Here is a 22,537-nt window from a genome sequence, read left to right as displayed (position 1 = left end):
TACAAACTCCTGGCCGTTGAGGCTGCGCCTCTTAGGTGGTATTCCATGCCTATCCCCTACCGCACGAGTACCACCCCAATAAAGATTTATTTATTATGAATCTTATAGCACAGAGCGATTGGCCGCAAGCCATTTGGGTACTTGGGTACGAGGGGCCTGACTTTCCATTTATTGATTTATTTCATTTACATCTTTAAAGCCGCCACGGATAATGCAGTCAGTCACGGAATCGCCGTGCAGACCCCAAAGCCATGACCGGGAGGACACGCCCATGTCCGAGGGACTGACCCGAAACGCCGCGCGCAACATCTTCTATGGGGGCTCGACGATCTTTTTCCTGATCTTCGCGGGCCTGACCATCCATACCCATATCTACATGAGCACCACCTCGACCAACAGCGAAGAGCTGGATGAGGCCGTCATCGCCGGCAAGGAGGTCTGGGAGGAGCACTCCTGCATCAACTGCCACACCATCATGGGCGAAGGGGCCTATTTCGGACCCGAGCTGTCCAACGTCTGGCACCGCTACGGTGGGCGGGAGAACCCGGAGGCTGCCAGAGCGGGCATCAAAGGCTGGATGAAGGCACAGCCCATCGAAGCGCCCGGGCGCCGCCAGATGCCGCAGTTCAACCTCAATGAACAGGAGCTGGACCACCTGGTGGATTTCTTCAAGTGGGTGGACGGTATCGACACCCACGACTGGCCACCGCACAAGTCCGGTTAACCATGCCCGCAATCCACTCCGTCCGTTCATCCAGGGAGAGAACCGATGAAGTATGAAACCCAGAAAGTGGCCCTGCCGTTCTTCGCTGTGGCCATGGCGCTGTTCGCGCTGCAGATCTGTTTCGGGCTGATGGCGGCCACCGTCTACGTCATGCCCGAATTCCTCTCGGAGGCCATGCCCTTCCATATCATGCGCATGAGCCACACCAACCTGCTGCTGGTCTGGCTGCTGATCGGCTTCTTCGGCGCCACCTATTACCTGCTGCCGGAAGAGGCCGAGACTGATCTCCACTCACCGACCATGGCCTATATCCAGCTGGCCATCTTTGCCGGTGCCGGTGCGGCGGCGCTGATCGGCTACCAGTTCGGGATCCACGGCGGCCGCCACTACCTGGAGCAGCCGGTCTACGTGAAGATCCTGCTGACCATCTCGTTCCTGATGTTCCTGTACAACAACACCCGCACGGTTATGAAGGGCCGGCGCACGTCGGTCTCCATCGTGCTCCTGCTGGGGCTCTGGCTGGCCGCCATCTTCTGGATGTTCGCCTTCTACGAGCCGGACAACCTGGCCCAGGACAAGCTCTGGTGGTGGTGGATCGTGCACGTCTGGGTTGAGGGCGTCTGGGAGCTGATCATGGCCTCCATCCTCGCCTACCTGCTGATCAAGATGACTGGCGTGGACCGCGAGATCATCGAGAAATGGCTGTACGTGATCGTGGGCCTGGTACTGTTCTCCGGGCTGCTGGGTACCGGCCACCACTACTACTGGCTGGGCACGCCGGGCTACTGGCAGCCCATCGGGAACATCTTCTCCTCCATGGAGGTCATTCCCTTCTTCGCCATGGTGATGTTCGCCTTCTACATGTTCTGGAAAGGCTCGCGGGAACACCCGAACAAGGCGGCCATGCTCTGGACCCTGGGCTGCGCCGTGGTCTCCTTCTTCGGTGCCGGCGTCTGGGGCTTCATGCACACCCTGTCCTGGATCAACTACTACACCCACGGCACCCAGATCACCGCGGCACACGGGCACCTGGCCTTCTTCGGGGCCTACGCCATGCTCAACATGGCCATCATCACCTACGCCATGCCGCAGATCCGCCGGATCCAGCCCTACAACCAGATCATGAACATGTGGTCGTTCTGGATCATGGTGGGCGGCATGTGCTTCATGACCTTCACCCTCACCTTCGCGGGCGTGGTCCAGACCCATATGCAACGGGTACTGGGTGAGGACTTCATGACCGTCCAGGGCCAGCTTGATCTGTTCTTCATCATGCGGCTTGGTTCGGGTTCTGTCGTGGCGCTGGGTGTCATCCTGTTCCTGATCGCCGTCTTCGGGCCGGCCCGTGAGCAGCTGCCTGCCCATGTGAAAGGCAGCGGCGGTAACGGGAGCAGCCAATGAGCGCGGCCGAAGCGCCCTACTACGAGCCGGTCGGCCACGAGCGGGAGCTCTTCGAGTATGCGTTCCACCGTAAGCTCCCGCTCCTGCTCAAGGGCCCGACCGGGTGTGGCAAGACGCGTTTTGTCAGCCACATGGCGGCACGCCTGGGCCTGCCCCTGCAGACGGTCGCCTGCCATGACGACCTCACGGCCTCCGACCTGACCGGGCGCTACCTGCTGCAGGGCGGTGAGACGGTCTGGACGGACGGGCCCCTGACCCGGGCCGTGCGCCACGGCGGCCTGTGCTACCTGGACGAGGTGGTGGAGGCCCGCAAGGACGTGACCGTGGTCATGCACCCGCTGACCGACGACCGGCGGGTGCTGCCACTGGACCGCACCGGCGAGACCCTGGAGGCGCCGGACGACTTCATGCTGGTGGCCTCCTACAACCCCGGTTACCAGCATGTGCTCAAGTCGCTCAAGCCCAGCACCCGCCAGCGCTTCGTGGCGCTGGAGCTGGACTTCCCGCCCCCGGAGCAGGAGCTGGCCATCGTGGTCCACGAGAGCGGTCTGCCCCGGGAGCGGGCCAGGGCCCTGGTGAACCTTGCCGTGCGCCTGCGGGAGCTCAAGGGGCAGGATCTGGAGGAGGCCGTCTCCACGCGCCTGCTGGTCTACTGCGCCCGGATGATGCAGGCCGGCATGCCGGTACTTCAGGCCTGCCGCGCAACGCTGGTAGAGCCACTGAGTGACGACGCCGATGTGCGCGAGGGGCTGATGGAAACCATAAGGGCCACTTTCGGGGGCTGAGGAGACGCCGGGTTGGCATCCTTTTTCGAGGTTGAGGAAATCGCCGGAGAACTCTGGCACCGCTGGGCATCCCGCGCGGTCAGTTACCCGCGCTACCCGGACGGCGGCGTTGCCCTGGCGGAACTCGAGGGCAGCCTGGGCGTATTCTTCCGGGCCATGGGCGGGCCCGGCGCCATCCCGGTCAGTGCCGTGGAACCCCGTGTCTCCGGCCACCGCCTGACCTTCCGCCAGAAGCTCGGCTTCGACCGGGAAAGCCTGGACATGGCATTCCTGGACGATGACCAGCTGCTGCTCCCACCGCGCATGGACTACTTTCCCAGCCGTGCACTCAACCGGGGCGCCTACCACTGGCTGACCGCCCTGCTCACCCTCCTGCCCGAACCGGCCCCGGACCAGCCCGCGCTGGCGGCGGACGTTGCCTGGCTGCGGGCGGTGCATCAGGCCGAAGGCATCCTGGAGCGGGACTTCCCCGGCCTGGCGGCCACCGGCAGGGCCTGCCGCGAGCACCTGCTCTCGGTCCGTCCACACCAGCGGTTGCCGGCCTGGGAGGACGCGGTGGACCATGGCATACGGGTGCTTCTGGGCGAGCAGCAGGATCCCGCCACCCGGGAACGGGAACAGGTTCTGGCGTGGGTTCTCGATGGTGCGGAAACCGCCCTGCCGGAGACCACGCCAACAGGCTACCGGCCACCGCTGCCGGTGCCGTTCTGGGGCCAGCGCCGCCCGGGCCTTCACGCGGGCACCCCCAAGGAGCCCGAGGATAGCGAGGATCCACGCCAGGGCGCCACGCCCGAGGCCGAAGGCGGCAAGCGCCAGGCCACGCGCCGCCGCCAGGACCAGAGCGAGCGCGACGACCCGCTGGCGCTGAACATCTTCGAGAAGATGCTGTCCTGGACGGAGATGGTCAACGTGAACCGCCCGGTCGAGGACGAGAATGAGGAGGATGCCCGCAAGGCGGCGGAACAGATCGAGGAGATCACCCTGAGTCCCCACCGGGAAAAGACCGCCTCGCGCCTGAAGGTGGAGCTGGACCTGACCCCGGAAGCACCGGAGCTCGGCGCTCTCAGCGGGCCGGTCACCTACCCGGAATGGCACTACCGCAAGAACCGCTATCTCGGTGACCAGTGTCGCGTGCACCCGGCCATCCAGTCCCAGGAAGGCGAGGACTGGGCGCCGGATGAGGGCACACGCCGGCGCATCCGCCGTGTCCAGCGCCAGTTCGAGGCCCTCCAGCCCCAGCGCCAGTGGCTGCGCGAACAGCCGGACGGCGACGAGTTCGACATGGATGCGCTCATCCGCAACCGCTGCGACATCCGGGCCACCGGCAACGGCTCGGAACGCATCCACCAGGCCCTGCTCACCCAGACCCGGGACCTGGCCGTAACCCTGCTGGTGGACACCTCGCTTTCCACCGAATCCTGGTTGGCGGACCGCCGGGTACTGGATGTGGAGAAAGAGGCACTGCTGGTGCTCTGCCATGGGCTGGCCGCCTGCGGCGATGATTTCAGCATCCATGGCTTCACCTCCCGGCGCCGCAACAACGTCGAAGTGAACACCATCAAAGGCTTCCACGAACGCGCGGACGAAACCGTGCGCCGGCGTATCCAGGCGCTCAAACCCGGCCATTACACCCGCATGGGCGCGGCCATACGCCACGTGAGCCAGGAACTGGCCGAGCGCGGCAACCGCAACCGCCTGCTGCTGGTGCTCACGGACGGCAAACCCAATGACACGGACTACTACGAAGGGCGCTACGCCCTGGAGGACACCCGCAAGGCGGTCCTGGAAGCCCGCCAGCAGGACGTGCGCACCTTCGGCATCACCATCGACCAGCAGGCGCGCCAGTACTTCCCCTGGGTCTTCGGGCGCGGGGCTTACCACATCGTACAGCGCCCGGAACAGCTGAGCGCGGCGCTGCCCGGCATCTACCAGCAGATTGCAGGAGTCTGACCATGCACCGAGTCCACCGCCCCCTCGCCCTGCTGATCCTGGGCGCCGCACTCGCCGGCTGCGGCGAAGCGCCGGTTCCCGAAGGCTGCGGTCCCGAGGCCAGTGCCGCGGAAGAAACCGCCATGAACGGCACGCCCATGCGCGAATGCGCAGGCCCCCAGGCCCAGGCCTGCCTGGCGGAGACCGGTGAGAAGCACTACTTCTGCAGCACGGCGGAACTGCTTGAATGGCAGCAGGCGCAGGACGCAAGCAAAGGCGAGATCGTCGCCTTCACCCGTGACCTGTCGGATGTGGACTGGGACCCCAGGGACACCGGCGACTGGGTCACCATGGATACCGCCTGGTTCGTGGTCGGCCATGAACGCGACAACGGGCAGGGCCAGACCCCGCCCGTGGGCTTCTCCGACCTCGGGGATGCGGAGATCTTCGCCAGCAAGCATGGCGGCCGGATCACCGGCCCCGACGGGCTCACCCCGGGCGGGCAGGACTAGGGTCAGGCCGCCTGGCGCAGGCGCCGGGCGGCATTCACCATCGCCTCCAGCGCCGGCGTCACCTCTTCCCAGTTGCGGGTCTTGAGCCCGCAGTCCGGGTTCACCCAGAGCCGGCCCGGCGGAATGCGCTTGGCGGCCTCCTCCAGGAGAGCCACCATGCGATCCTCGGACGGGATGTTGGGCGAATGGATGTCGTAGACGCCCGGCCCGATTTCATTCGGGTACTCAAAAGCGTCAAAGGCATCCAGCAGTTCCATGTCCGAGCGCGAGGTCTCGATGGTGATCACGTCCACGTCCATGCGGGCGATCGCCGGCATGATGTCGTTGAACTCCGAATAGCACATGTGGGTGTGGATCTGGGTCTCATCCGCCACCCCGTTGGCCGCGACCCGGAAGGCGCTGATCGCCCAGTCCAGGTACTGCTCCCACTCGGAGCGCCGCAGGGGCAGCCCCTCGCGCAGCGCTGCTTCGTCGATCTGGATGATGCGGATACCGGCCGCCTCCAGGTCCTGAACCTCCTTGCGCACGGCCAGCGCGAGCTGATTCGCGGTGTCCGCGCCGGACTGGTCATCGCGCACGAAGGACCAGTTGAGCAGCGTCACCGGCCCGGTAAGCATGCCCTTCACCGGTTTAGCGGTGAGCGACTGGGCGTAGCGGATCCAGTCCACGGTCATGGGCGAGGGCCTGTCCACATCCCCGTAGATGATCGGCGGCTTCACGCAGCGTGAGCCGTAGGACTGCACCCAGCCGTGGCGCGTGAAGGCGAAGCCATCCATCAGCTCGCCGAAGTACTCCACCATGTCGTTGCGCTCGGCCTCGCCGTGGACCAGTACATCCAGCCCCAGTTCCTCCTGTTCACGGATGCAGTCCCGGATGGCCTCCTTCATGGCCTCCTGGTAGGCCTGTTCCGAAAGCCGGCCCTGGCGGTAGTCCAGCCGCGCACGACGGATAGCCCGCGTCTGGGGGAAGGAGCCGATGGTGGTGGTCGGGAAGGGTGGCAGCTGCAGATGACGCTGCTGCGCTTCAGCCCGCTCCGCATAAGGCGACTGGCGGTCTCCCATACGGGTATCAATGCCAGCCACCGCCTCGCGCACCGCCGGATTGCGCACCCGTTGGGAGCGCTGGCGGCTTTCCAGGCACTCGCAGTTGGCGGCCAGCTCCGCCGTGATGGAGTTGCGCCCCTCGTTGAGGCCCTTCGCCAGAACCCGGAGCTCATCCAGTTTCTGCACCGCGAAGGCCAGCCAGCCGCGCAGCTCGTCATCCAGATCCGTTTCCAGGTCCAGATCCATGGGCACGTGCAGCAGCGAGCAGGCGGGCGCGATCCACAGGCGATCGCTCAGGGCCGCGTGTATCGGTTCCAGCCAGTCCATCAGGGCCTGCAGATCCGCCTTCCAGACGTTGCGGCCATCCACCACGCCCAGTGACAGCACACGGTCCTCAGGCAGTTTGGCCATTACGGGCTCCACATCATCCGAACCCCGCACGGCATCCAGATGCAGCCCGGCCACGGGCAGAGCACACGCCAGCTCACGGTTGTCACCAAGGTGCCCGAAATAGGTGGTCAGAAGCAGCCGTACCGGGGCTTTGGCCAGTCCGTGGTAGGCGGTTTCCAGGGCATTGCGCCATTCCGGGGGCAGGTCCATGACCAGTATGGGTTCGTCGATCTGCACCCAGTCGGCGCCCGCCTCGGCCAGCTCTGAGAGGATGGTCCGGTATGCCTCGCCCAGTGCCGGCAGATGGTCCAGCCGCTCGCTACCGTCCTTGCTCTTGCCCAGCCAGAGATAGGTGACCGGTCCCACCAGCACGGGTTTGGGGTTATGACCCTGATCGCGGGCCTCGCGCAGCTGCGCAACCAGGGCACTCGCATCCGGGCTGAAACGGCTTTCCCGGGTGAATTCCGGCACAATGTAGTGGTAGTTGGTGTCGAACCACTTGGTCATCTCGCCGGCATCCACCACGCTTTCGCCCTGGTCCACCGCTGAACGGCCGCGGGCAAGGCGGAAGTACTGGTCGGTGGCGCTGCCGCCGAGCTCGCTGACCCGGGGCGGAATGTGGCCAAGCATGACACTGGTGTCCAGAACATGGTCGTACCAGGAGAAGTCCCCCACCGGCACCTGGTGCAGTCCGGCCTGGAACTGCCAGTGGCGGTGGCGCAGGTCAGCGCTGCGCCGGCTCAGCTCGGATTCACTGATATCGCCGGCCCAGAACCCCTCCAGTGCTGCCTTGAGATCCCGCTTTGTGCCAATCCTTGGAAAGCCGAGATTGTGGGTTGTCACCATGGTCCTGTTCTCCTGTGCTTCAGCGTATTGGCCTTAGGGTGACAGCCGAAAACCATCTAAAAAATTGATCTTTTATATATTATCGGTGAACTATTCTCATAGTTTGGCGTCACTGAATGCCTCTTCAAACTGGCCCCGGGATTCCTTGAAACGGGCTACCGGGAAACTGAGAGGGACGCCGGCCACTGCCGCTTCAAGCATCTGGAGATGGGCATCCCAGCCCGCCGCGCTAATGGCGATCTGGTCTTCGGGCAGAAGCCCGATCGTGAGTGTGAGCCGGGCGCCAGCCACTGCTGGAGATGGTCCGGGTCCGTCAGCCAGGCCCAGGCCTGTTCCGGAACTGCTTCCAGCTCCCTTTCCAGCATCACCTTCCAGCCATCGGTCTGCTGTTCAAACGCCGCCCTTTCAGTACGGATTACCGCTGCATCACTCATGAACCTGCTTCCTTCTGTTACCTGTTACTGACCGCACAACGCCATGCCAGCGTACGCGGGTCACACCTCCCGGCCTTTGATCCCGATCAAACGGGTTCAGGCGGGCGGCTTTGAGATTCAAAGTCCGGCCAGAACCTGGATCCGGATAGAACATGGTCTTGGACAGCACCGCGACGTGAGCGAAGACGCTGTCGTGGATGATGTAGCTCACTGCATACACCTTGTGCCCTCCGCCTCCAACGCTCGGAGGCCGCCGGATTGAGACAGGCGGAGGCCCGACGATCCTGTGGGCCTCCGCCAACCGGGATGAGGCTGTCTTCGATGCTGGCATCCATGTCTGCCCCTGGCCTTCGGTTAGATCCCTTTCCGCATTGCATGCGTAAATCTCCGGGAGTACATTCTTCTTAAAGCCCCTCGGGGCGGTGATGGTAGCCCCATGCGCCCGATTGCCCTTCTCACCGCTGTGCTTCTGTTGCTGGCGCCCCCGGCCTGGGGCGAAACAGACGGGGAGGATCTGCCCGCCATCACCCTGGTGGCAGACGTATGGTGCCCCTTCAACTGTGCCCCGGACGCTGAATCCCCCGGTATTCTGGTGGAAATAGCCCGCCAGGCCCTTCTCCTCGAAGGCTATCGCGTGGATTACCAGAGTATGCCCTGGCGCCGCGCCATCCGCGGCGTCCGCAATGGCAACTTTCACGGCATCATCGGGGCGGGCCCCGCGGAGACTCCGGATTTTCACTTCCCGGATCAGCCGCTGGCCATGGCCCACCACAGCCTGTTCACCCTGCCGGGCAGCAATTGGACTTACATGGCCCTGGACTCACTCGCAAGCATCCGCCTCGGCGTAATCCAGGAATATTCCTATGGCGGTCTGTACGATGACTACATCCAGCCCAACGAGACCAACGACGAACGCCTTATGGTTCTCAGCGGCAACGAGGTGCTGCCACGCCTGATCCAGCTTCTGGAAATGGGCCGCATTGACGCCCTTGCCGCCGAGGAGAAGGTGCTGGAGTATCACTACAGACAGCAAGGGCGCATCAACCCGTTGCGCAATGCAGGGCTGGCCTATCAGGAAGAACTCTATATCGCCTTTTCACCGGCGAAACCGGATGGCGGGGAACTGGCTGATGCCCTGAGCCGGGGCATGGCAAAGCTGCGCGAGCAGGGAATGGTCGCGGATATACTGAACGACTACAGCACCCTACAGCACTGAACGGACGAGCAGGGCCGCCTCCGGGGCCATGCCGGTTATCGGTGAACGGATCCAGACCCGATGGCCACTGCCCGGGGCCGCATCAACAGGTTGGTGGTCCCGTACCGAAAGCAGTGTCTCCGGTTGGAACCAGTGATTGCCGGAAGGCGTCATCAGCTCCAGCCAGTCCCCCGGCTCAAACCGGTTCTTGACCTCAATGCACAACCAGCCCTGCTCCCCGGAAAGCACCTCGCCCACCCACTGGCGGCTTCCCAGGAGCGAGGTGCCAGCCTCATAGCGCTGGTACTCCGCCGGCGGGTGGCGGCGCAGGAAACCCTCCGTGTAACCCCGGTTGGAGAGCGCTTCCAGTTCGTCCATCAGCGTCCGGTCAAAGGTCCTCCCGGCCATGGCGTCATCAATGGCACGGCGATAGACCTGCACGGTACGGGCAACGTAATAGGGGCTCTTGGTACGCCCCTCGATCTTGAGCGAATCCACGCCCATCCGGCACAGCCGCTCCACGTGCTGCACCGCCCGCAGATCCTTGGAGTTCATGATGTAGGTGCCGTGCTCGTCCTCGTGCATGGGCACGCTCTCGCCAGGGCGGCCAGCTTCCTCCACCAGCATACTGTGCTCACCGTCCTCCTGGTGCACGGGAATCAGGTCGCCGCTGCTGTCATGAGTGGAGGCCTGCGGGGTATAGGACCAGCGGCAGGCATTGGTGCAGGCGCCCTGGTTGGCATCACGGTGGTTCATGTAGCCGGAAAGCAGGCAGCGACCGGAATACGCCATGCACAGCGCCCCGTGCACGAACACCTCCAGTTCCATACCGGGCACCTGCTCGCGCATCGCCTCGATCTCATCCAGTGACAGTTCCCGGGAGAGGATGACCCGCTCCAGCCCCTGCCGGCGCCAGAACGCCAGGGTGGCCCAGTTCACCGCATTGGCCTGCACGGACAGGTGGATGGGCATATCCGGCCAGTGCTCCCGTACCAGCATGATCAGCCCGGGATCAGACATGATGAGCGCATCCGGCCCAGTGGCGATCAGCGGTTCCAGATCCCGCAGGGCGGAGCGGATCTTGTCGTTGTGCGGGGCAATGTTCAGCACCAGATAGAAGCGCCGGCCGTGCGCATGGGTATAACGGATGGCCTCCGCCAGCGCTTCGGCATCGCGGAAGCTGTTGTTGCGCACACGCAGCGAATAGCGGGGCGGGCCGGCGTAGACAGCGTCCGCGCCATAGGCGATTGCCATTTCAAGGTGTCGCTGGTTCCCGACCGGGGCCAGCAGTTCAGGGGCCTGTTCCATCATGGGCGCAGGGTAGGACAACGCGCGCAAAGGCTCCTTGATTTCCATCAGCCGTCAGGCCTTCCCCTGCACCGCTCTCCCGTTTAGGGTAATGCCATGACTGATTTCAGCCTGCACCCACAGCTTGAGGCCGACTGCCACTGGGTCGGCCGCCTGGAGAACTGCCAGATCCTGCTCCATCACAATGCCGGTGTTCCCTGGTACGTCGTGGTCCCGGAAACCGAGGCGGGCGAACTGCACGAGCTGGGCATGGCCGAGCGTGCCGACGTGGACTGGGTTACGGACGCGATGGCCCGTTTCATCAAGCACCATCACGGCAGTGAACGCATCAACCTGGGCGCCATCGGCAACCGCGTGCCCCAGCTGCATATCCACGTGATTGGCCGCAGTGAAGGCGACCCCTGCTGGCCGGACGCGGTCTGGGGCCACCTGCCCGCAGGCCCGGCCTGGAGTGAGGCGGCGATTGAGGCCATCCGCCAGCAGGCCCCGGTCGAGCCCTGACCCCTTACCAGGCCCCGCGCGTAATGCGGCGGCAACCCCGCACGCTGCCGTTGTAGAAATAGACCCAGGCGGGGCCGAAGCGGGTCTCCCGCTGCTGGCGGGTGTACTCACCGTGCTCCGGCGCCTGGGCGTTGTAGCCCTCCAGGGCATCCACCCGGGCGAAGGTCCGCTCATCCACTTCGTACACCTCCACCAGAACCCCCTGTGAAGGCTGCTCAACGGCACCCGGGTACGGGCCCAGGTCGTGAAGGACAATGCTGCTCAGGTGATCCGTGCCCAGAAAACGGGCGCGCATCAGAAAGCGGTGATTGCTGTAGCCGCGCTTGAGGGTGCCATAGACCGCGATGCGGAACCCTGTGCTCTCATCGTCGCTCATTCCCGACTTTTTTCCTCCTCGAGTACAGCGTCATCCTGCGCATACCAGTTATCCAGCATGCGCTGCAGCCGTTCCCGCTGGATGGCCTCGTGTAGTTCGATCTGGCGCTTCTCATCACGCAGCGAACGCAGCAGCGCGGCCGCCATGAAAAGCATCAGGATCATGAACGGGAAGGCCGCCAGGATCGAAACGGTCTGCAACGCGCCCAGCCCCCCGCTGAGCAGCAGCACGCCAGCCACCAGCACCTGGACCGCGCCCCAGGTCACACGCGACCAGCGCGGTGGGGTGAGCACTCCCTTACTGGTGAACATCCCGAGCACGAAGGTGGCGGAGTTCGCCGACGTGATCACGAAGAGCGTAATCAGAACCAGCACCAGGATTCCGAGCCACTCCGAGCCGGGCAGCAGCGAGAGCATGGCGAAGAGCCCGGCGCTGACCTCATCGGCCACAGCCTGCCCCACAGCCGCCCCCTCAAACAGCTCGAAGTACAGGGCGGAGCCGCCGAAAGTGGCAAACCAGAGCGTACTCAGCAGTACCGGGGTACCGATCACGCCCACCACAAACTCCCGAATGGTTCGCCCGCGGGAGATGCGCGCGATGAAGCTGCCCACGAACGGCGCCCAGGACAGCCCCCAGGCCCAGTAGAAGATGGTCCAGCGCTCCACCCAGTCGTCCCCGGTGTAGGGTGTCATGACCAGACTCATGCCCATGACATTGGCGAAGTAGTCGCCGATGGCGGTGGTCATGGCGGCGGTGATGAAATCCGTGGGTCCGGCGAAGAAAACGAACACCAGGAGCAGCCCCGCCAGGATCATGTTGGCGTCGCTCACATAGCGTACGCCGCTTTCCAGAGGGGCCAGCGAACAGAGCAGGAAAACCACGGAAACCCCGCCCAGGATCATGAGCTGCTGGTCGGTACCAAAGGCGGTATCCGACACGGCAACCAGGCCACTGTTGATCTGTATGACCCCCAGCCCCAGCGTGGTGGCCACACCGAAAACCGTGGAGACCACAGCCAGGACGTTGATGCCGTGACCAGCGAAGCCATCAACACGATCACCGATGCTGTTGCGGAAGGCTTCGCTGATCAGCCCCGCGCGCTGGTGGCGGAAGCGCACATAGGCAATGGCAAGCCCCACCACCGCAAAGTTGGCCCACTGGTGGAAGCCCCAGTGGAACAGGGAATACTGCATCGCCAGCCGCGCCGCCGCCGGTGTTCCACCTTCAGCGCTGCCCAGGGGTGGCTGCAGGTAATGGCTCATGGGCTCGGCCACACCCCAGAAAACCAGTCCCACCCCCATGCCGGCGGAGAAGATCATCCCCAGCCAGGTGAGAAAGGAGAACTCCGGACTCTCACCGTCCGCCCCCAGGCGGATATGGCCGTAATCGCTGAAGGCCACCCCCAGACAGAACAGCAGAAAACCGGAGGTGACGAACAGATAGAGCCAGCCGAAATGCAGGGTGGTGAACTCCAGCGCCTGCGCGCTGTAGGCCGCGAACGGTTCCGGCCAGGCCACACCAGCCCCAACGAAGGCAAGCAGCAGAAGCAGGGAGGTATAGAAGACCCAACCGGGGCGTTGACTCATAGGTGAATTCCCACAGGATAAAGTGTCTCCACTCTAGCGCTGGCGGAAGCCTGGATAAAGATACTGAGTCACCCTTCTGTCATGCAGCCGTCTCGCCCTGGTTTCTGTACTGGCGGGGGTCAATGCCATAACGCTTGAGTCTGGAGGCAAGGGTCGTGGGTTTGACCTCCAACAGTTCGGCCGCGCCACCCTGCCCGAACACCTTGCCGCGACACTGACGCAGGGCACTGATCATGTTTTCACGCTCCTGATCCCGCTTCTCACCCTCGGTCAGTGGCCGCTGTGCCGATCCGGTGGTTTCAGGCCCGGCGGCAACCGGTTCCGCCCACGCGGCGCCCCGATCCGCTGGCAGGTCAAAGCTCAGCTTACGACCCCGTGTGACGATCACCTGCCGTTCGATCACATTCTCCAGCTCCCGGACGTTCCCCGGCCAGCTGTAACGCTGGAGGGCTTCCACATTGGCATGGCTGAGCTCCAGCGGCTCCCGGTGGAACCTGCGGCAGGCATTACGCAGGAAAAGCTGCGCCAGCGGCGGGATGTCCTCCGGACGCTCGCGCAGCGGCACGGACTCGATCGGGAACACATTCAGCCGGAAATAGAGATCCTCGCGGAATCGGCCCGCCTCAACCTCGTTTTTCAGGTCCCGGTTCGTCGCCGCAATGACCCGCACATCCACGCTGCGTGTGCGGGTTTCACCAATACGCTCAAACGTCTGCTCCTGCAGAACCCGCAGCAGCTTGCCCTGCAGTGACAGCGGAATCTCGCCCACCTCATCCAGGAACAGGGTACCGCCGTCGGCCAGCTCGAAGCGCCCGACCCGGTCGTTCACAGCCCCCGTGAAAGCCCCCTTAACATGGCCGAAGAATTCGCTCTCGAACAGCTCCGCCGGAATGGCGGCGCAGTTGACCCGGATCATGGGTCGTTCCGAACGATCACTGACATTGTGAATAGCCCGGGCAATCAGCTCCTTGCCGGTACCGGACTCGCCGGTGACCAGCACATTGGCGCCGGTGGGCGCGACCAGGTCGATGCGCTGGATCATGGCCGCCACCGCCTCACTGCGCCCAACGATCTCGTGGGTGTTGTGCTCGGCGCTGATCTCCTCCTGGAGGTAGGCGTTTTCCATCTCCAGCCGGTGCTTGAGGGTCTCCACCTCTTCCAGCGCCTCCTTGAGGCTGTCCTCGGTGCGGCGGCGTTCGGTGATGTCACGGAATACCACCACGGCCCCCACGAGCTGGCCATTGTCCACGATCGGCGTGCTGGTGTACTCCACGGGGAAGCCGGAGCCGTCCTGTCGCCAGAAGAAATCGTCATTGACCCGGTGGACCGCCCCGTCGCTGAAGGCCCGGTAGATGGGGCAGCACTCGCGCTGGTGGGGCGTGCCGTCTGAATGGCTGTGATGGATGGCCGTGTGCATAACCCGCCCGAGCAGTTCATCCCGGTGCCAGCCCAGCATGCGCTCGGCGGCGGAGTTGATGAAGGTGGTGCGGCCCTCGGCATCCACGCCGTAGATGCCCTCGCCCACTGCCTCCAGGATCAGCTGGTTCTCGCGCTCGATCTCCCGGAACAGGGTCTCTACCCGTTTCCAGTGCAGAAGACCGCCCCGGTGATAGCTGTTGATTTCGTGGCGCTCACGGCGCTCGCGCAGCAGTGTCAGATCCCGCAGCAGCATCAGAACGCGGGGCTCCCCGGCTTGCGTCAAGACGGACAGGGACATTTCGAGCTCGATGACCCGTTCATCACTGGCCACCAGATTCAGATCCCGGCTCCAGGCCTCGCCATGGGTCATGGCCTCGTCGGTGAGACTGACCAGCTGTGGAATCTGCCCCCCGAAAAGCGTAGTGACACGCCGAGACATCAGTGTCTCCACCGAATGTCCCAGCATCCGGGCGAGGTGGCTGTTGGCAGCCTCAATGGTATCGCGCACCGGATCCACCAACAGGCCGGGTTCAGGCAGCGCCTCGATCCAGTCCAGATTCGCCTGTGGTTTGATGACAGCGTTCATGGGGGCCTCCGTCGTTGCTCTCCCTTCCTCCCAATCAAACGCCGTGCCGGATTACGAATTCCCGTAGCGAAGCACTACGAATTCCCGTGTATTACGAAATCACGTAGCCCCTTTCAATCACCCCTGACGTCAATAAAGCGCTGACTGGAAAGGACATTCTGGGTTTCGGACAGATTGGCACGATCACTGCGACAGCCATTGCGAGCAGCCCGATAACGGCATTGCCGGGCAATTCCGGCAATGCCCCTTTTCAGGGCACGTCAAACCAATATGCACAACGCTGGAACAGGAGCAGCACCATGATGAACCACGAAACCATGACCGCGACCATCCTCAATGCCAAGAACGAGCAGGGCTACACCTGGGAACAGCTGGCCGAATCCATCGGCATGTCGCCCGTGTGGACCGCTTCCTGCTGCTACGGCATGAACACCATGCTGGAGGATCAGGCCAAGGGGCTGTGCAAGGCGCTCAATCTCGGTGACGAAGTGGCACAGACCCTGCAGACCTGCCCTCACAAGCACTGGGACAACGCCGTCCCGACCGACCCCCTCATCTATCGCATCTACGAAGCCTGCATGATCTACGGCGACAGCGTGAAAGACATCATTCACGAAAAGTTCGGCGACGGGATCATGAGCGCGATCGATTACAAGATGCACGTGGATCGGGTCGAGGATCCGAAGGGAGACCGGGTCGTGATCACCATGGATGGCAAGTTCCTCCCCTTTAAGCGCTGGTAACGGGCGGGGCTCCGGCCCCTCCCGGCGTAAACCGGACCAGTAACAGACGGAGCAACCATGACAGACACTGACTCCAGACCAGCAACACGCAGAGCATCGCTGATGCTGATGTGCCTGTCGGTGACCGCAACGGCGCAGGCCGCGGACCCGATAACAGAGGCCCTCAGCAACGGCGAAACCAACCTGGATGCGCGCTACCGCTATGAGCTCGTTGACCAGGAGGGTGTTCCCAAGGATGCCGGTGCCTCCACACTGAGAACCCGACTGGGCTATCGCACCGGCGAGGTCAGCGGCTTCACGGGTTTCCTTGAAGCCGAGCACGTCACCCAGCTCGGAGGGGACACCTACAACAGCACAATCAATGGCGTTGACAACCGCCCCGTTGTTGCCGACCCAGCGGAAACCGAGATCAACCAGGCCTGGGTGCGCTACGAGGGGCTGGCGGATACGCAGATGACCTATGGTCGCCAGCGCTTCTTCCTGGACAACCACCGGTTCATCGGCACGGTGGGCTGGCGCCAGAACGAGCAGACCTTTGACGGCTTCACCATTGTCAATGAGTCCCTGCCCGATACCACCCTGACCGGGGGCTACCTCTACAACGCCAACCGCATCTTTTCCGATGCCAGCCCCAACGGCAACGCGCCCATGGATACGGGCGTACTCAATGCGCGCTATGACGGGCTCGCCGCAGGATCACTCACCGCTTACACCTACCTGCTGTCCTACGAGAATGCACCAGAAGACTCAACCCGCAGCCATGGCCTGCGGTTCAGTGGCGAGAGCGGACTCACCAACGACGTGACGGCCCTCTACACGCTGGAAGTCGCCCGCCAGTCGGATTACGACAACAACCCGGACAGCTTTGATACGGACTACTACCGAGTGGAAGCCGGAGCACGCTCGGGCGGTGTGACGGCGAAGCTGGGGCAGGAGTTGCTGGGATCGGACGATGGCACGCACGCCTTCCAGACTCCACTGGCCACGCTCCACGCCATGAATGGCTGGGCCGACAAATTCCTGAGCACCCCGGATGCCGGCCTGCGGGACACCTATGCCTCGGTAGCAACCGCCATCAGCGGGGTTTCTCTCAAGGCGGTCCACCACCGCTTCGAGAGTGACGAAGGCAGTAACGACTACGGCTCTGAAACTGGGCTCGTCGCCACCTGGTCCCCGAACAGCACCTACACGGTCGGCGCCAAGGCTGCGCTCTATCAGAGCGAGGATGGCAACACGCAGACCTCCGACACCGACAAAGCCTGGCTCTGGGTCGATGCCAGTTTCTGACCATCGAACCTCAACTTCCTGAAGGAGAAAAACCATGTCCTATCTTCAACCCAACGAATTCGTCACCAAGCTGGTGGACGCGGGCGAAGCCAAGATCCACATGGGCACCCGGGACACGCTCATCCGTGCCTTCATGGCGGGGGCAACGCTCGCGCTGGCGGTGATCTTCACCATCACCATTGCGGTGCAGACCGGCTCCTTCCTGGTCGGCGCCCTGCTCTTCCCCGTGGGCTTCTGCATGCTCTACCTCATGGGGTACGACCTGCTCACGGGCGTGTTCACGCTGGTGCCCATGGCCCTGCTGGATAAGCGCCCCGGCGTCACCTTCCCGCGCATGCTGAAGAACTGGGGCCTGGTCGGGCTCGGGAACCTCGGCGGCGCGCTCTTCATCGCCATTTTCGGCTACCTCAACTTCTCCATGGGGGGCTCCGAAGCCATCAATGAAGTCGGCCAGAAGATCATGGCCGTTGGCGAAAGCCGGACCGTGGGTTACCAGGAAGCCGGTATTGCCGGCTGGATCGTTCTCTTCATGCGCGGCATGTTCTGTAACTGGATGGTTTCCATGGGCGTTGTCGGCGCGAGCATTTCCACTCACGTGTCCGGCAAGATCATGGCCATGTGGATGCCGATCATCATCTTCTTCTATCTCGGTTTCGAGCACTCAGTCGTGAACATGTTCCTGTTCCCGATCGGCCTGATGATGGGCGCGGACTTCACCCTTTACCAATACATCATGTGGAACGAGATCCCGACCGTGCTGGGCAACCTGGTGGGTGGCCTGACGCTGGTTGGTCTGGTTCTGTACACAACCCACGTCCGCACCCAGCCGAAGAAGACCTTTTCCTGATCGGGGCGACGCCCTTTACCGGATGACCATCCGGTAATAACCCTCCCAACCGGGGCGTGGTGGCTTGTCGCCGCCCGCCCCGGCTTTTTATGCTGGTATCCCATCCACACAGGGAGTTACAGCATGAACGCACTGACCCGAACACTGACCGGCATCACCCTGGCACTGGGCACAACCGCCGCCCTCGCCAGCGATGCGCCCGAAAACGCCTCCGCGTATTTCATTACCCCACAGGATGGCGAAACCGTCAGCTCTCCCGTAACGGTGCGCTTCGGCCTTGAAGGCATGGGTGTGGCGCCCGCCGGGGTCGACCGGGAGAACACCGGCCACCACCACCTGCTGGTGGATGTGGATGAGATGCCCGCGATGGATGAACCCATTCCCTCCGACGACCAGCACCGGCACTTCGGCGGTGGGCAGACCCAGACCACACTGGATCTTGAGCCCGGCGAACACGAGCTGACGCTGCTTCTCGGGGACGAGACCCACACGCCCCACGAGCCGCCGGTCAAATCCGAGACCATTACCATCACCGTTGAATAACAGCCTTTGACCAGCCGGGCCGGTCAGCCTATGTTCCTTCCGCTATGAGTACCCCACTGCCCGGCCCGGTTAACTGGAAATGGAAAGCCCTGCGTGCCGCCGTGCACGCACGTCGCCATCCCTGGCTGTTTGCAGCGCTGGGTTTCTTCTCGGGCATTGCCAGCTTCCTCCTTGTTGAACGTCAGCAGGATACGGCGGGACTGATCGCGGTGCTGATGCTGGCAGGCTGGCTCTGGCTTCTGCTGGAGGATCCGATCCGCCGCCTGATCAGCCTGATTCCAGGCGTGGACCTGCCACCCCCACTGGTCCGCTTCACGACCCAGCTCATCCACCAGGAAAGCTTCTTCTTCGCGCTGCCGTTCTTTGCCATCACCACCACCTGGACAAGCACACAGTCTCTGTTCACGGTGATGATCGGGGCCGCCGGCCTCATCTCGATCATTGATCCGCTGTACCACGGCTGCCTCACCCGCCACCGCTGGCTCTATCTCGCCTATCACTGCCTGGCGCTGTCGACCATCCTGCTGACGGCACTGCCCATCATCCTGCATCTGAGCACCTGGGAGAGCTACATCATCACGACAGGGCTCACCCTCACTCTGGCGTTGCCGAGTCTGGCCCAGGCTGTGCCGCTCGGGGGTGCCCTGCGCCTGGTCGGTATGGCTGGGGTTCTCACGGTCCTCACGGCCACCGCCTGGTTCGGACGCTTGGCCGTTCCACCCGCCACCCTGTGGCTGACCGAAAGCAGCATATCCCATCTGGTGGACCAGGATGAGATGGAACCGGGACGCTCTCTGGAGGGAGCCACTGCCAGTGAGGTACTGGAGCGCGGACTCTACGCCTACACCGCAATCCGGGCGCCACGCGGGCTGCATGAGACGGTCTATCACGAGTGGGTTCACAACGGCCGGGTCTATGACCGTATCCCGCTGGAGGTTACCGGTGGCCGTGAAGCGGGGTACCGTGCCTGGACCCACAAGCTCCGTTTTCCGCCCAAACCGGAGGGGGTCTGGCATGTGCGGGTTAAGACCGGGTCGGACCAGATGATCGGGCAGATCAGTTTCCGGGTCCGGGAATGATCCGGACCCCGGAAGGCGTTTCAGAGGCCATGCCCCATGAGGCCGAGAACCCCCATTGCGATCAGGTAGCCCGCCACGATGTAGTTGAGAAGCTTCGGGAAGATGAGGATGCCGATCCCGGCGCCCAGCGAAATCAGCGGGGCGAGATCAATGTGAAACGTCATATTACCTCCTTTGACTGGCTATTCGGGAATCCCCGAATCCAATCCTAGCAGTTCGGGCGTAGAATGAGCCCACTTTTAAGGAAACGTATAGACTCAGCATGCTGACGTTAAAGATCCGAATCTGCGCGGGACAGGCCCTGCGTCTTCTGGCAGTACTGCTGCTGGCCGGTCCGGCCTCAGCAGGCACCCTGAGCCTTTCCTGGGACAACGACCTGCTGACCGGTGAGGACAAGGGCTACACAAACGGTCTGCGGATTTCCTACCTGGGTGAAGCGGCAGAGAAAAGTTCCGACTGCAGCCCGTGCCTGAGCGGCCAAGCACGGGATGCCCTTGACCCACTGCCCGGCGTGGGCGCGTCGGGCAACAATCACGCCCTGGCGTGGTCCCTGCGCCAGCTGATGATCACGCCCCAGGATATCGAACGCCGCGAGCCGCAGTACGACGATATCCCCTACACAGGGCATCTTTCCGGCAGCGTTACCCTCTGGAGCTGGGATGACCGCAGCATTACGGGCTATGGCGTATCGGCCGGGGTTATTGGGCCGGACTCCCTGGCAGAGGAAGCTCAGGAATGGGTGCATGGCATTACCGGCAGCACCGACCCGAGAGGCTGGGAGAACCAACTGGGCACCGACTGGGTTGGTGGCATCCAGGCCCAGCATGCACGCCGCGCTTTCAAAACCGGTAAGTCGGATGGCCTGCAACAGGACCTGAACTGGCTGGTGAGCGCCGAGGCCGGCAACTTCATCTCCAACGCCCAGATTGGTGCGGGCTGGCGTTTTGGCACCAATCTTCCGGATAATTTCATTACTGATTACGCCGGGCTCTCATCCTCAGTGGGCATGCCGGGCCTTCTGGATGCGCCCGGCCCGGGATGGTCCGTCTTCATCGGCGTTCTGGGGGAATGGATCCCCTACTCCTACCTGGACGAACGTTCCGGCCGCTACCAGTACGATCAGGAACCCCTGGTCGGCCATGCGGGCATCGGCGCAAGCCTCCACACCCGGGACGTTCATTTCTCGGTCTCACTTCGGACCACCACCTCACAGGACGCGACCAACAAAGAGCCACTGTCTTTTGGTACTGTTTCACTGGTCTGGCGGCTCTGACGCTGTCGTACTCTCAGGAACCATCCGCGTACCGACAAGGGGCGATCCCGAATGACAGAACGGACACTGATCCCCTTACGCTACAGTGCCTTCGTGGCCTGCATCCTGGTCAGCCTGATCACGCTGGCACTCAGCACCCTGTCCCTATGGTGGCTGGCCATTGCGTTGCCTGCCTTTGCATTCAGCCTGCTGGGCACCTGGGATCTTCTGCAGCCCCGGCGCACCGTCAGCCGCAACTACCCGGTACTGGCGCACTTCCGCTACTTTTTTGAGTCCATTGGCCCGGAGATCCGCCAGTACTTCATCTTCTCGGATACCGAGGGCCGCCCGTTCAGCCGCGAGCAGCGACGCATTGTCTACCAGCGCGCCAAGAACACCCTCGACAAGCGCCCCTTCGGCAGCCTCCTGGACATGGACAACCCCGGCTACGAATGGATCAACCACTCGCTGACGCCGGTGGACCATGCCGACACGGACTTCCGCATCACCATCGGCAGCCGCTGCGCCCAGCCCTACAGCGCCAGCATCTTCAACATCTCCGCCATGAGCTTTGGTTCGCTCTCCGCCAATGCCATCCGTGCCCTGAACCATGGCGCCGCCCGCGGCGGTTTCTATCATGATACGGGGGAGGGATCGATCTCCCGCTATCACCTGGAAGGCGGTGGCGACCTGGTCTGGGAAATCGGCTCCGGTTACTTTGGCTGCCGGGACGAACAGGGGTATTTCGATGAGGACCTGTTCGTGGAGAACGCCACGCGGGACGCGGTGAAGATGATCGAGGTGAAACTCTCCCAGGGCGCCAAGCCGGGCCATGGTGGCATCCTGCCCGGTGCCAAGGTCACAGGGGAAATCGCCGAGGCACGGGGCGTGCCCCCTGGCGAGGACGTGGTCTCGCCACCCAGCCACTCGGCCTTCAGCACGCCCATCGAGCTGCTTGAGTTCCTGGACCGGCTGCGGGAACTGTCCGGCGGCAAGCCGGTGGGCTTCAAGCTGGCCATCGGTCACCCCTGGGAATGGTTCTCCATCGTTAAGGCCATGCTGGAGACCGGACGGCACCCGGATTTCATCGTGGTCGACGGTGGCGAGGGCGGTACCGGCGCCGCGCCCCTGGAGTTCATCAACCGGCTTGGCATGCCGCTTCTGGATGCCCTGCTGCTGGTCCACAACACCCTGGTGGGTACCAACCTGCGGGACGTCATTGCCGTGGGGTCCGCCGGCAAGATCACCTCCGGCTTCCATCTGGCCAAGACCCTCGCCCTAGGCGCGGATTGGTGCAACGCCGGGCGTGGCTACATGTTCGCCCTGGGCTGCATCCAGGCTCTGAGCTGCCACACCGGGCGATGCCCCAGCGGTGTGGCCACACAGGATCCACGGCGGGGCGACAAGCTGGACGTGCCGCTTAAAAGCGAGCGCGTGTACCACTACCACCGGAATACGGTGCAGGCCCTCGGCAACCTGATTGGCGCCGCCGGCCTGCGTGACACCTCGGAACTGGGCCCGGACCACATCATCCAGCAGACCTCCCAGACCGAGTTCCGGACCTACCGGGACCTCTATCCGTTCCTCGAACCCGGCGCCCTGCTCAATGGCGACACCGGGTACGAGCTCTTTGATCACTACTGGGAAGAGGCGAGCGCACGGGAATTCGGTGTCCCAAGCTCCGTGATCCGGTTCAGCCGGAATCCGGTGCGCTGAGTCAGCCGCTCAGGCCCTCCACAAGATTCAGTCGT

The 22,537-nt window shown here is 63.4% G+C and carries 22 protein-coding genes; 14 read left to right on the top strand and 8 right to left on the bottom strand.

Translation table 11 applies throughout. The features are described 5' to 3' along the window. Positions 1 to 271 precede the first annotated feature (271 nt). From H4I92_RS07875 to H4I92_RS07855, 5 genes are read left to right on the top strand one after another with little or no spacing between them, the layout of a single operon-like run. Entirely contained in the window at positions 272 to 724 is a 453-nt protein-coding gene (locus H4I92_RS07875) for a c-type cytochrome (RefSeq protein ID WP_077530088.1), read from the top strand. Between the two features lie 45 nt (positions 725 to 769). Further along, positions 770 to 2,125: a cbb3-type cytochrome c oxidase subunit I gene (locus H4I92_RS07870; protein ID WP_077530087.1), complete on the top strand. Its 1,356-nt coding sequence runs from the start codon at positions 770 to 772 to the stop codon at positions 2,123 to 2,125. Further along, a complete protein-coding gene (locus tag H4I92_RS07865) occupies positions 2,122 to 2,910 on the top strand; it encodes a CbbQ/NirQ/NorQ/GpvN family protein (RefSeq protein ID WP_077530086.1) in 789 nt (262 codons plus the stop codon). The genes H4I92_RS07870 and H4I92_RS07865 overlap by 4 nt, the downstream gene beginning before the upstream one ends. A gap of 12 nt (positions 2,911 to 2,922) precedes the next feature. Beyond that, entirely contained in the window at positions 2,923 to 4,860 is a 1,938-nt protein-coding gene (locus H4I92_RS07860) for a nitric oxide reductase activation protein NorD (protein ID WP_077530085.1), read from the top strand. Between the two features lie 2 nt (positions 4,861 to 4,862). Beyond that, the gene (locus tag H4I92_RS07855; protein ID WP_077530084.1) at positions 4,863 to 5,351 is read left to right on the top strand and encodes a nitrous oxide reductase accessory protein NosL; all 489 of its coding nucleotides are present in this window, start codon (positions 4,863 to 4,865) and stop codon (positions 5,349 to 5,351) included. 2 nt (positions 5,352 to 5,353) lie between these two features. Here H4I92_RS07855 and metE read toward each other — a convergent pair whose 3' ends face one another. The 3 genes from metE to H4I92_RS07840 form a co-directional block, all read right to left on the bottom strand. After that, complete coding sequence (gene metE / locus H4I92_RS07850; RefSeq protein WP_077530083.1) at positions 5,354 to 7,630, bottom strand: 5-methyltetrahydropteroyltriglutamate--homocysteine S-methyltransferase; 2,277 nt, start codon at positions 7,628 to 7,630, stop codon at positions 5,354 to 5,356. A 96-nt stretch (positions 7,631 to 7,726) separates the two neighbouring features. Further along, positions 7,727 to 7,921, bottom strand: a complete 195-nt coding sequence (locus H4I92_RS07845; protein WP_077530082.1) for an SRPBCC family protein — start codon at positions 7,919 to 7,921, stop codon at positions 7,727 to 7,729. A gap of 135 nt (positions 7,922 to 8,056) precedes the next feature. Continuing rightward, complete coding sequence (locus H4I92_RS07840; RefSeq protein ID WP_143512634.1) at positions 8,057 to 8,275, bottom strand: hypothetical protein; 219 nt, start codon at positions 8,273 to 8,275, stop codon at positions 8,057 to 8,059. A gap of 225 nt (positions 8,276 to 8,500) precedes the next feature. Here H4I92_RS07840 and H4I92_RS07835 point away from each other — a divergent pair, with 225 nt between their 5' ends. Then, on the top strand, positions 8,501 to 9,280 hold the full coding sequence (locus H4I92_RS07835; protein WP_077530081.1) for a substrate-binding periplasmic protein: 780 nt from the start codon (positions 8,501 to 8,503) through the stop codon (positions 9,278 to 9,280). Here the strand turns inward: H4I92_RS07835 and trhP are convergent. After that, entirely contained in the window at positions 9,269 to 10,615 is a 1,347-nt protein-coding gene (trhP, locus tag H4I92_RS07830; protein ID WP_245800863.1) for a prephenate-dependent tRNA uridine(34) hydroxylase TrhP, read from the bottom strand. The two genes, H4I92_RS07835 and trhP, sit on opposite strands and share 12 nt — an antisense overlap. A 48-nt stretch (positions 10,616 to 10,663) precedes the next feature. Between trhP and H4I92_RS07825 the strand changes: the two genes are divergently transcribed. Then, complete coding sequence (locus H4I92_RS07825; protein ID WP_077530080.1) at positions 10,664 to 11,068, top strand: HIT family protein; 405 nt, start codon at positions 10,664 to 10,666, stop codon at positions 11,066 to 11,068. A 4-nt stretch (positions 11,069 to 11,072) separates the two neighbouring features. Here the strand turns inward: H4I92_RS07825 and H4I92_RS07820 are convergent, their stop codons facing one another. From H4I92_RS07820 to H4I92_RS07810, 3 genes are all read right to left on the bottom strand, one after another. Then, positions 11,073 to 11,444, bottom strand: coding sequence for a gamma-glutamylcyclotransferase family protein (locus H4I92_RS07820; protein WP_077530079.1), 372 nt, complete (start codon positions 11,442 to 11,444; stop codon positions 11,073 to 11,075). After that, positions 11,441 to 13,030 (bottom strand): BCCT family transporter, encoded by a 1,590-nt coding sequence (locus H4I92_RS07815; protein ID WP_077530078.1) that lies wholly within the window; start codon positions 13,028 to 13,030, stop codon positions 11,441 to 11,443. The genes H4I92_RS07820 and H4I92_RS07815 overlap by 4 nt, the downstream gene beginning before the upstream one ends. A gap of 79 nt (positions 13,031 to 13,109) precedes the next feature. Continuing rightward, positions 13,110 to 15,035 carry a sigma 54-interacting transcriptional regulator gene (locus H4I92_RS07810; RefSeq protein ID WP_077530077.1) on the bottom strand — a complete coding sequence of 642 codons (1,926 nt, stop codon included), beginning with the start codon at positions 15,033 to 15,035 and terminating at the stop codon, positions 13,110 to 13,112. 302 nt (positions 15,036 to 15,337) lie between these two features. Here H4I92_RS07810 and cynS point away from each other — a divergent pair, with 302 nt between their 5' ends. From cynS to H4I92_RS07785, 5 genes are all read left to right on the top strand, one after another. Next, entirely contained in the window at positions 15,338 to 15,778 is a 441-nt protein-coding gene (cynS, locus tag H4I92_RS07805) for a cyanase (protein WP_218668260.1), read from the top strand. A 57-nt stretch (positions 15,779 to 15,835) separates the two neighbouring features. Further along, the gene (locus tag H4I92_RS07800) at positions 15,836 to 17,065 is read left to right on the top strand and encodes an alginate export family protein (protein ID WP_218668174.1); all 1,230 of its coding nucleotides are present in this window, start codon (positions 15,836 to 15,838) and stop codon (positions 17,063 to 17,065) included. Positions 17,066 to 17,099: 34 nt separating this feature from the next. Further along, positions 17,100 to 17,912, top strand: coding sequence for a formate/nitrite transporter family protein (locus H4I92_RS07795; RefSeq protein ID WP_077530074.1), 813 nt, complete (start codon positions 17,100 to 17,102; stop codon positions 17,910 to 17,912). Positions 17,913 to 18,035: 123 nt separating this feature from the next. Continuing rightward, on the top strand, positions 18,036 to 18,455 hold the full coding sequence (locus H4I92_RS07790) for a DUF4399 domain-containing protein (protein ID WP_143512633.1): 420 nt from the start codon (positions 18,036 to 18,038) through the stop codon (positions 18,453 to 18,455). Positions 18,456 to 18,499: 44 nt separating this feature from the next. After that, positions 18,500 to 19,534, top strand: a complete 1,035-nt coding sequence (locus H4I92_RS07785; protein WP_077530073.1) for a DUF5924 family protein — start codon at positions 18,500 to 18,502, stop codon at positions 19,532 to 19,534. A gap of 20 nt (positions 19,535 to 19,554) precedes the next feature. Here H4I92_RS07785 and H4I92_RS07780 read toward each other — a convergent pair whose 3' ends face one another. Next, a complete protein-coding gene (locus H4I92_RS07780) occupies positions 19,555 to 19,698 on the bottom strand; it encodes a DUF3096 domain-containing protein (RefSeq protein WP_077530072.1) in 144 nt (47 codons plus the stop codon). Positions 19,699 to 19,796: 98 nt separating this feature from the next. Between H4I92_RS07780 and H4I92_RS07775 the strand changes: the two genes are divergently transcribed. Both H4I92_RS07775 and H4I92_RS07770 read left to right on the top strand, forming a co-directional pair. Beyond that, a complete protein-coding gene (locus H4I92_RS07775) occupies positions 19,797 to 20,807 on the top strand; it encodes a lipid A deacylase LpxR family protein (protein WP_077530071.1) in 1,011 nt (336 codons plus the stop codon). Positions 20,808 to 20,858: 51 nt separating this feature from the next. After that, positions 20,859 to 22,502 carry an FMN-binding glutamate synthase family protein gene (locus H4I92_RS07770; RefSeq protein WP_077530070.1) on the top strand — a complete coding sequence of 548 codons (1,644 nt, stop codon included), beginning with the start codon at positions 20,859 to 20,861 and terminating at the stop codon, positions 22,500 to 22,502. The last annotated feature ends 35 nt before the right edge of the window (positions 22,503 to 22,537 follow it).

Source organism: Vreelandella halophila (genome assembly GCF_019903425.1).
Classification (GTDB): Bacteria; Pseudomonadota; Gammaproteobacteria; order Pseudomonadales; family Oleiphilaceae; genus Halospina; species Halospina halophila.
Note: the sequence above shows the minus strand (reverse complement) of the source record. Positions and strands in the feature narration are given on the sequence as shown.

Coding starts and splice junctions, on each gene's coding strand:
- H4I92_RS07790 (WP_143512633.1), top strand. CDS start 18,036: ATGAACGCACTGACCCGAACACTGACCGGCATCACCCTGGCACTGGGC.
- H4I92_RS07785 (WP_077530073.1), top strand. CDS start 18,500: ATGAGTACCCCACTGCCCGGCCCGGTTAACTGGAAATGGAAAGCCCTG.
- metE (WP_077530083.1), bottom strand. CDS start 7,630: ATGGTGACAACCCACAATCTCGGCTTTCCAAGGATTGGCACAAAGCGG.
- H4I92_RS07800 (WP_218668174.1), top strand. CDS start 15,836: ATGACAGACACTGACTCCAGACCAGCAACACGCAGAGCATCGCTGATG.
- H4I92_RS07855 (WP_077530084.1), top strand. CDS start 4,863: ATGCACCGAGTCCACCGCCCCCTCGCCCTGCTGATCCTGGGCGCCGCA.
- H4I92_RS07875 (WP_077530088.1), top strand. CDS start 272: ATGTCCGAGGGACTGACCCGAAACGCCGCGCGCAACATCTTCTATGGG.
- trhP (WP_245800863.1), bottom strand. CDS start 10,615: ATGGAAATCAAGGAGCCTTTGCGCGCGTTGTCCTACCCTGCGCCCATG.
- cynS (WP_218668260.1), top strand. CDS start 15,338: ATGAACCACGAAACCATGACCGCGACCATCCTCAATGCCAAGAACGAG.
- H4I92_RS07810 (WP_077530077.1), bottom strand. CDS start 15,035: ATGAACGCTGTCATCAAACCACAGGCGAATCTGGACTGGATCGAGGCG.
- H4I92_RS07870 (WP_077530087.1), top strand. CDS start 770: ATGAAGTATGAAACCCAGAAAGTGGCCCTGCCGTTCTTCGCTGTGGCC.
- H4I92_RS07795 (WP_077530074.1), top strand. CDS start 17,100: ATGTCCTATCTTCAACCCAACGAATTCGTCACCAAGCTGGTGGACGCG.
- H4I92_RS07820 (WP_077530079.1), bottom strand. CDS start 11,444: ATGAGCGACGATGAGAGCACAGGGTTCCGCATCGCGGTCTATGGCACC.
- H4I92_RS07775 (WP_077530071.1), top strand. CDS start 19,797: ATGCTGACGTTAAAGATCCGAATCTGCGCGGGACAGGCCCTGCGTCTT.
- H4I92_RS07815 (WP_077530078.1), bottom strand. CDS start 13,030: ATGAGTCAACGCCCCGGTTGGGTCTTCTATACCTCCCTGCTTCTGCTG.
- H4I92_RS07825 (WP_077530080.1), top strand. CDS start 10,664: ATGACTGATTTCAGCCTGCACCCACAGCTTGAGGCCGACTGCCACTGG.
- H4I92_RS07770 (WP_077530070.1), top strand. CDS start 20,859: ATGACAGAACGGACACTGATCCCCTTACGCTACAGTGCCTTCGTGGCC.
- H4I92_RS07835 (WP_077530081.1), top strand. CDS start 8,501: ATGCGCCCGATTGCCCTTCTCACCGCTGTGCTTCTGTTGCTGGCGCCC.
- H4I92_RS07780 (WP_077530072.1), bottom strand. CDS start 19,698: ATGACGTTTCACATTGATCTCGCCCCGCTGATTTCGCTGGGCGCCGGG.
- H4I92_RS07865 (WP_077530086.1), top strand. CDS start 2,122: ATGAGCGCGGCCGAAGCGCCCTACTACGAGCCGGTCGGCCACGAGCGG.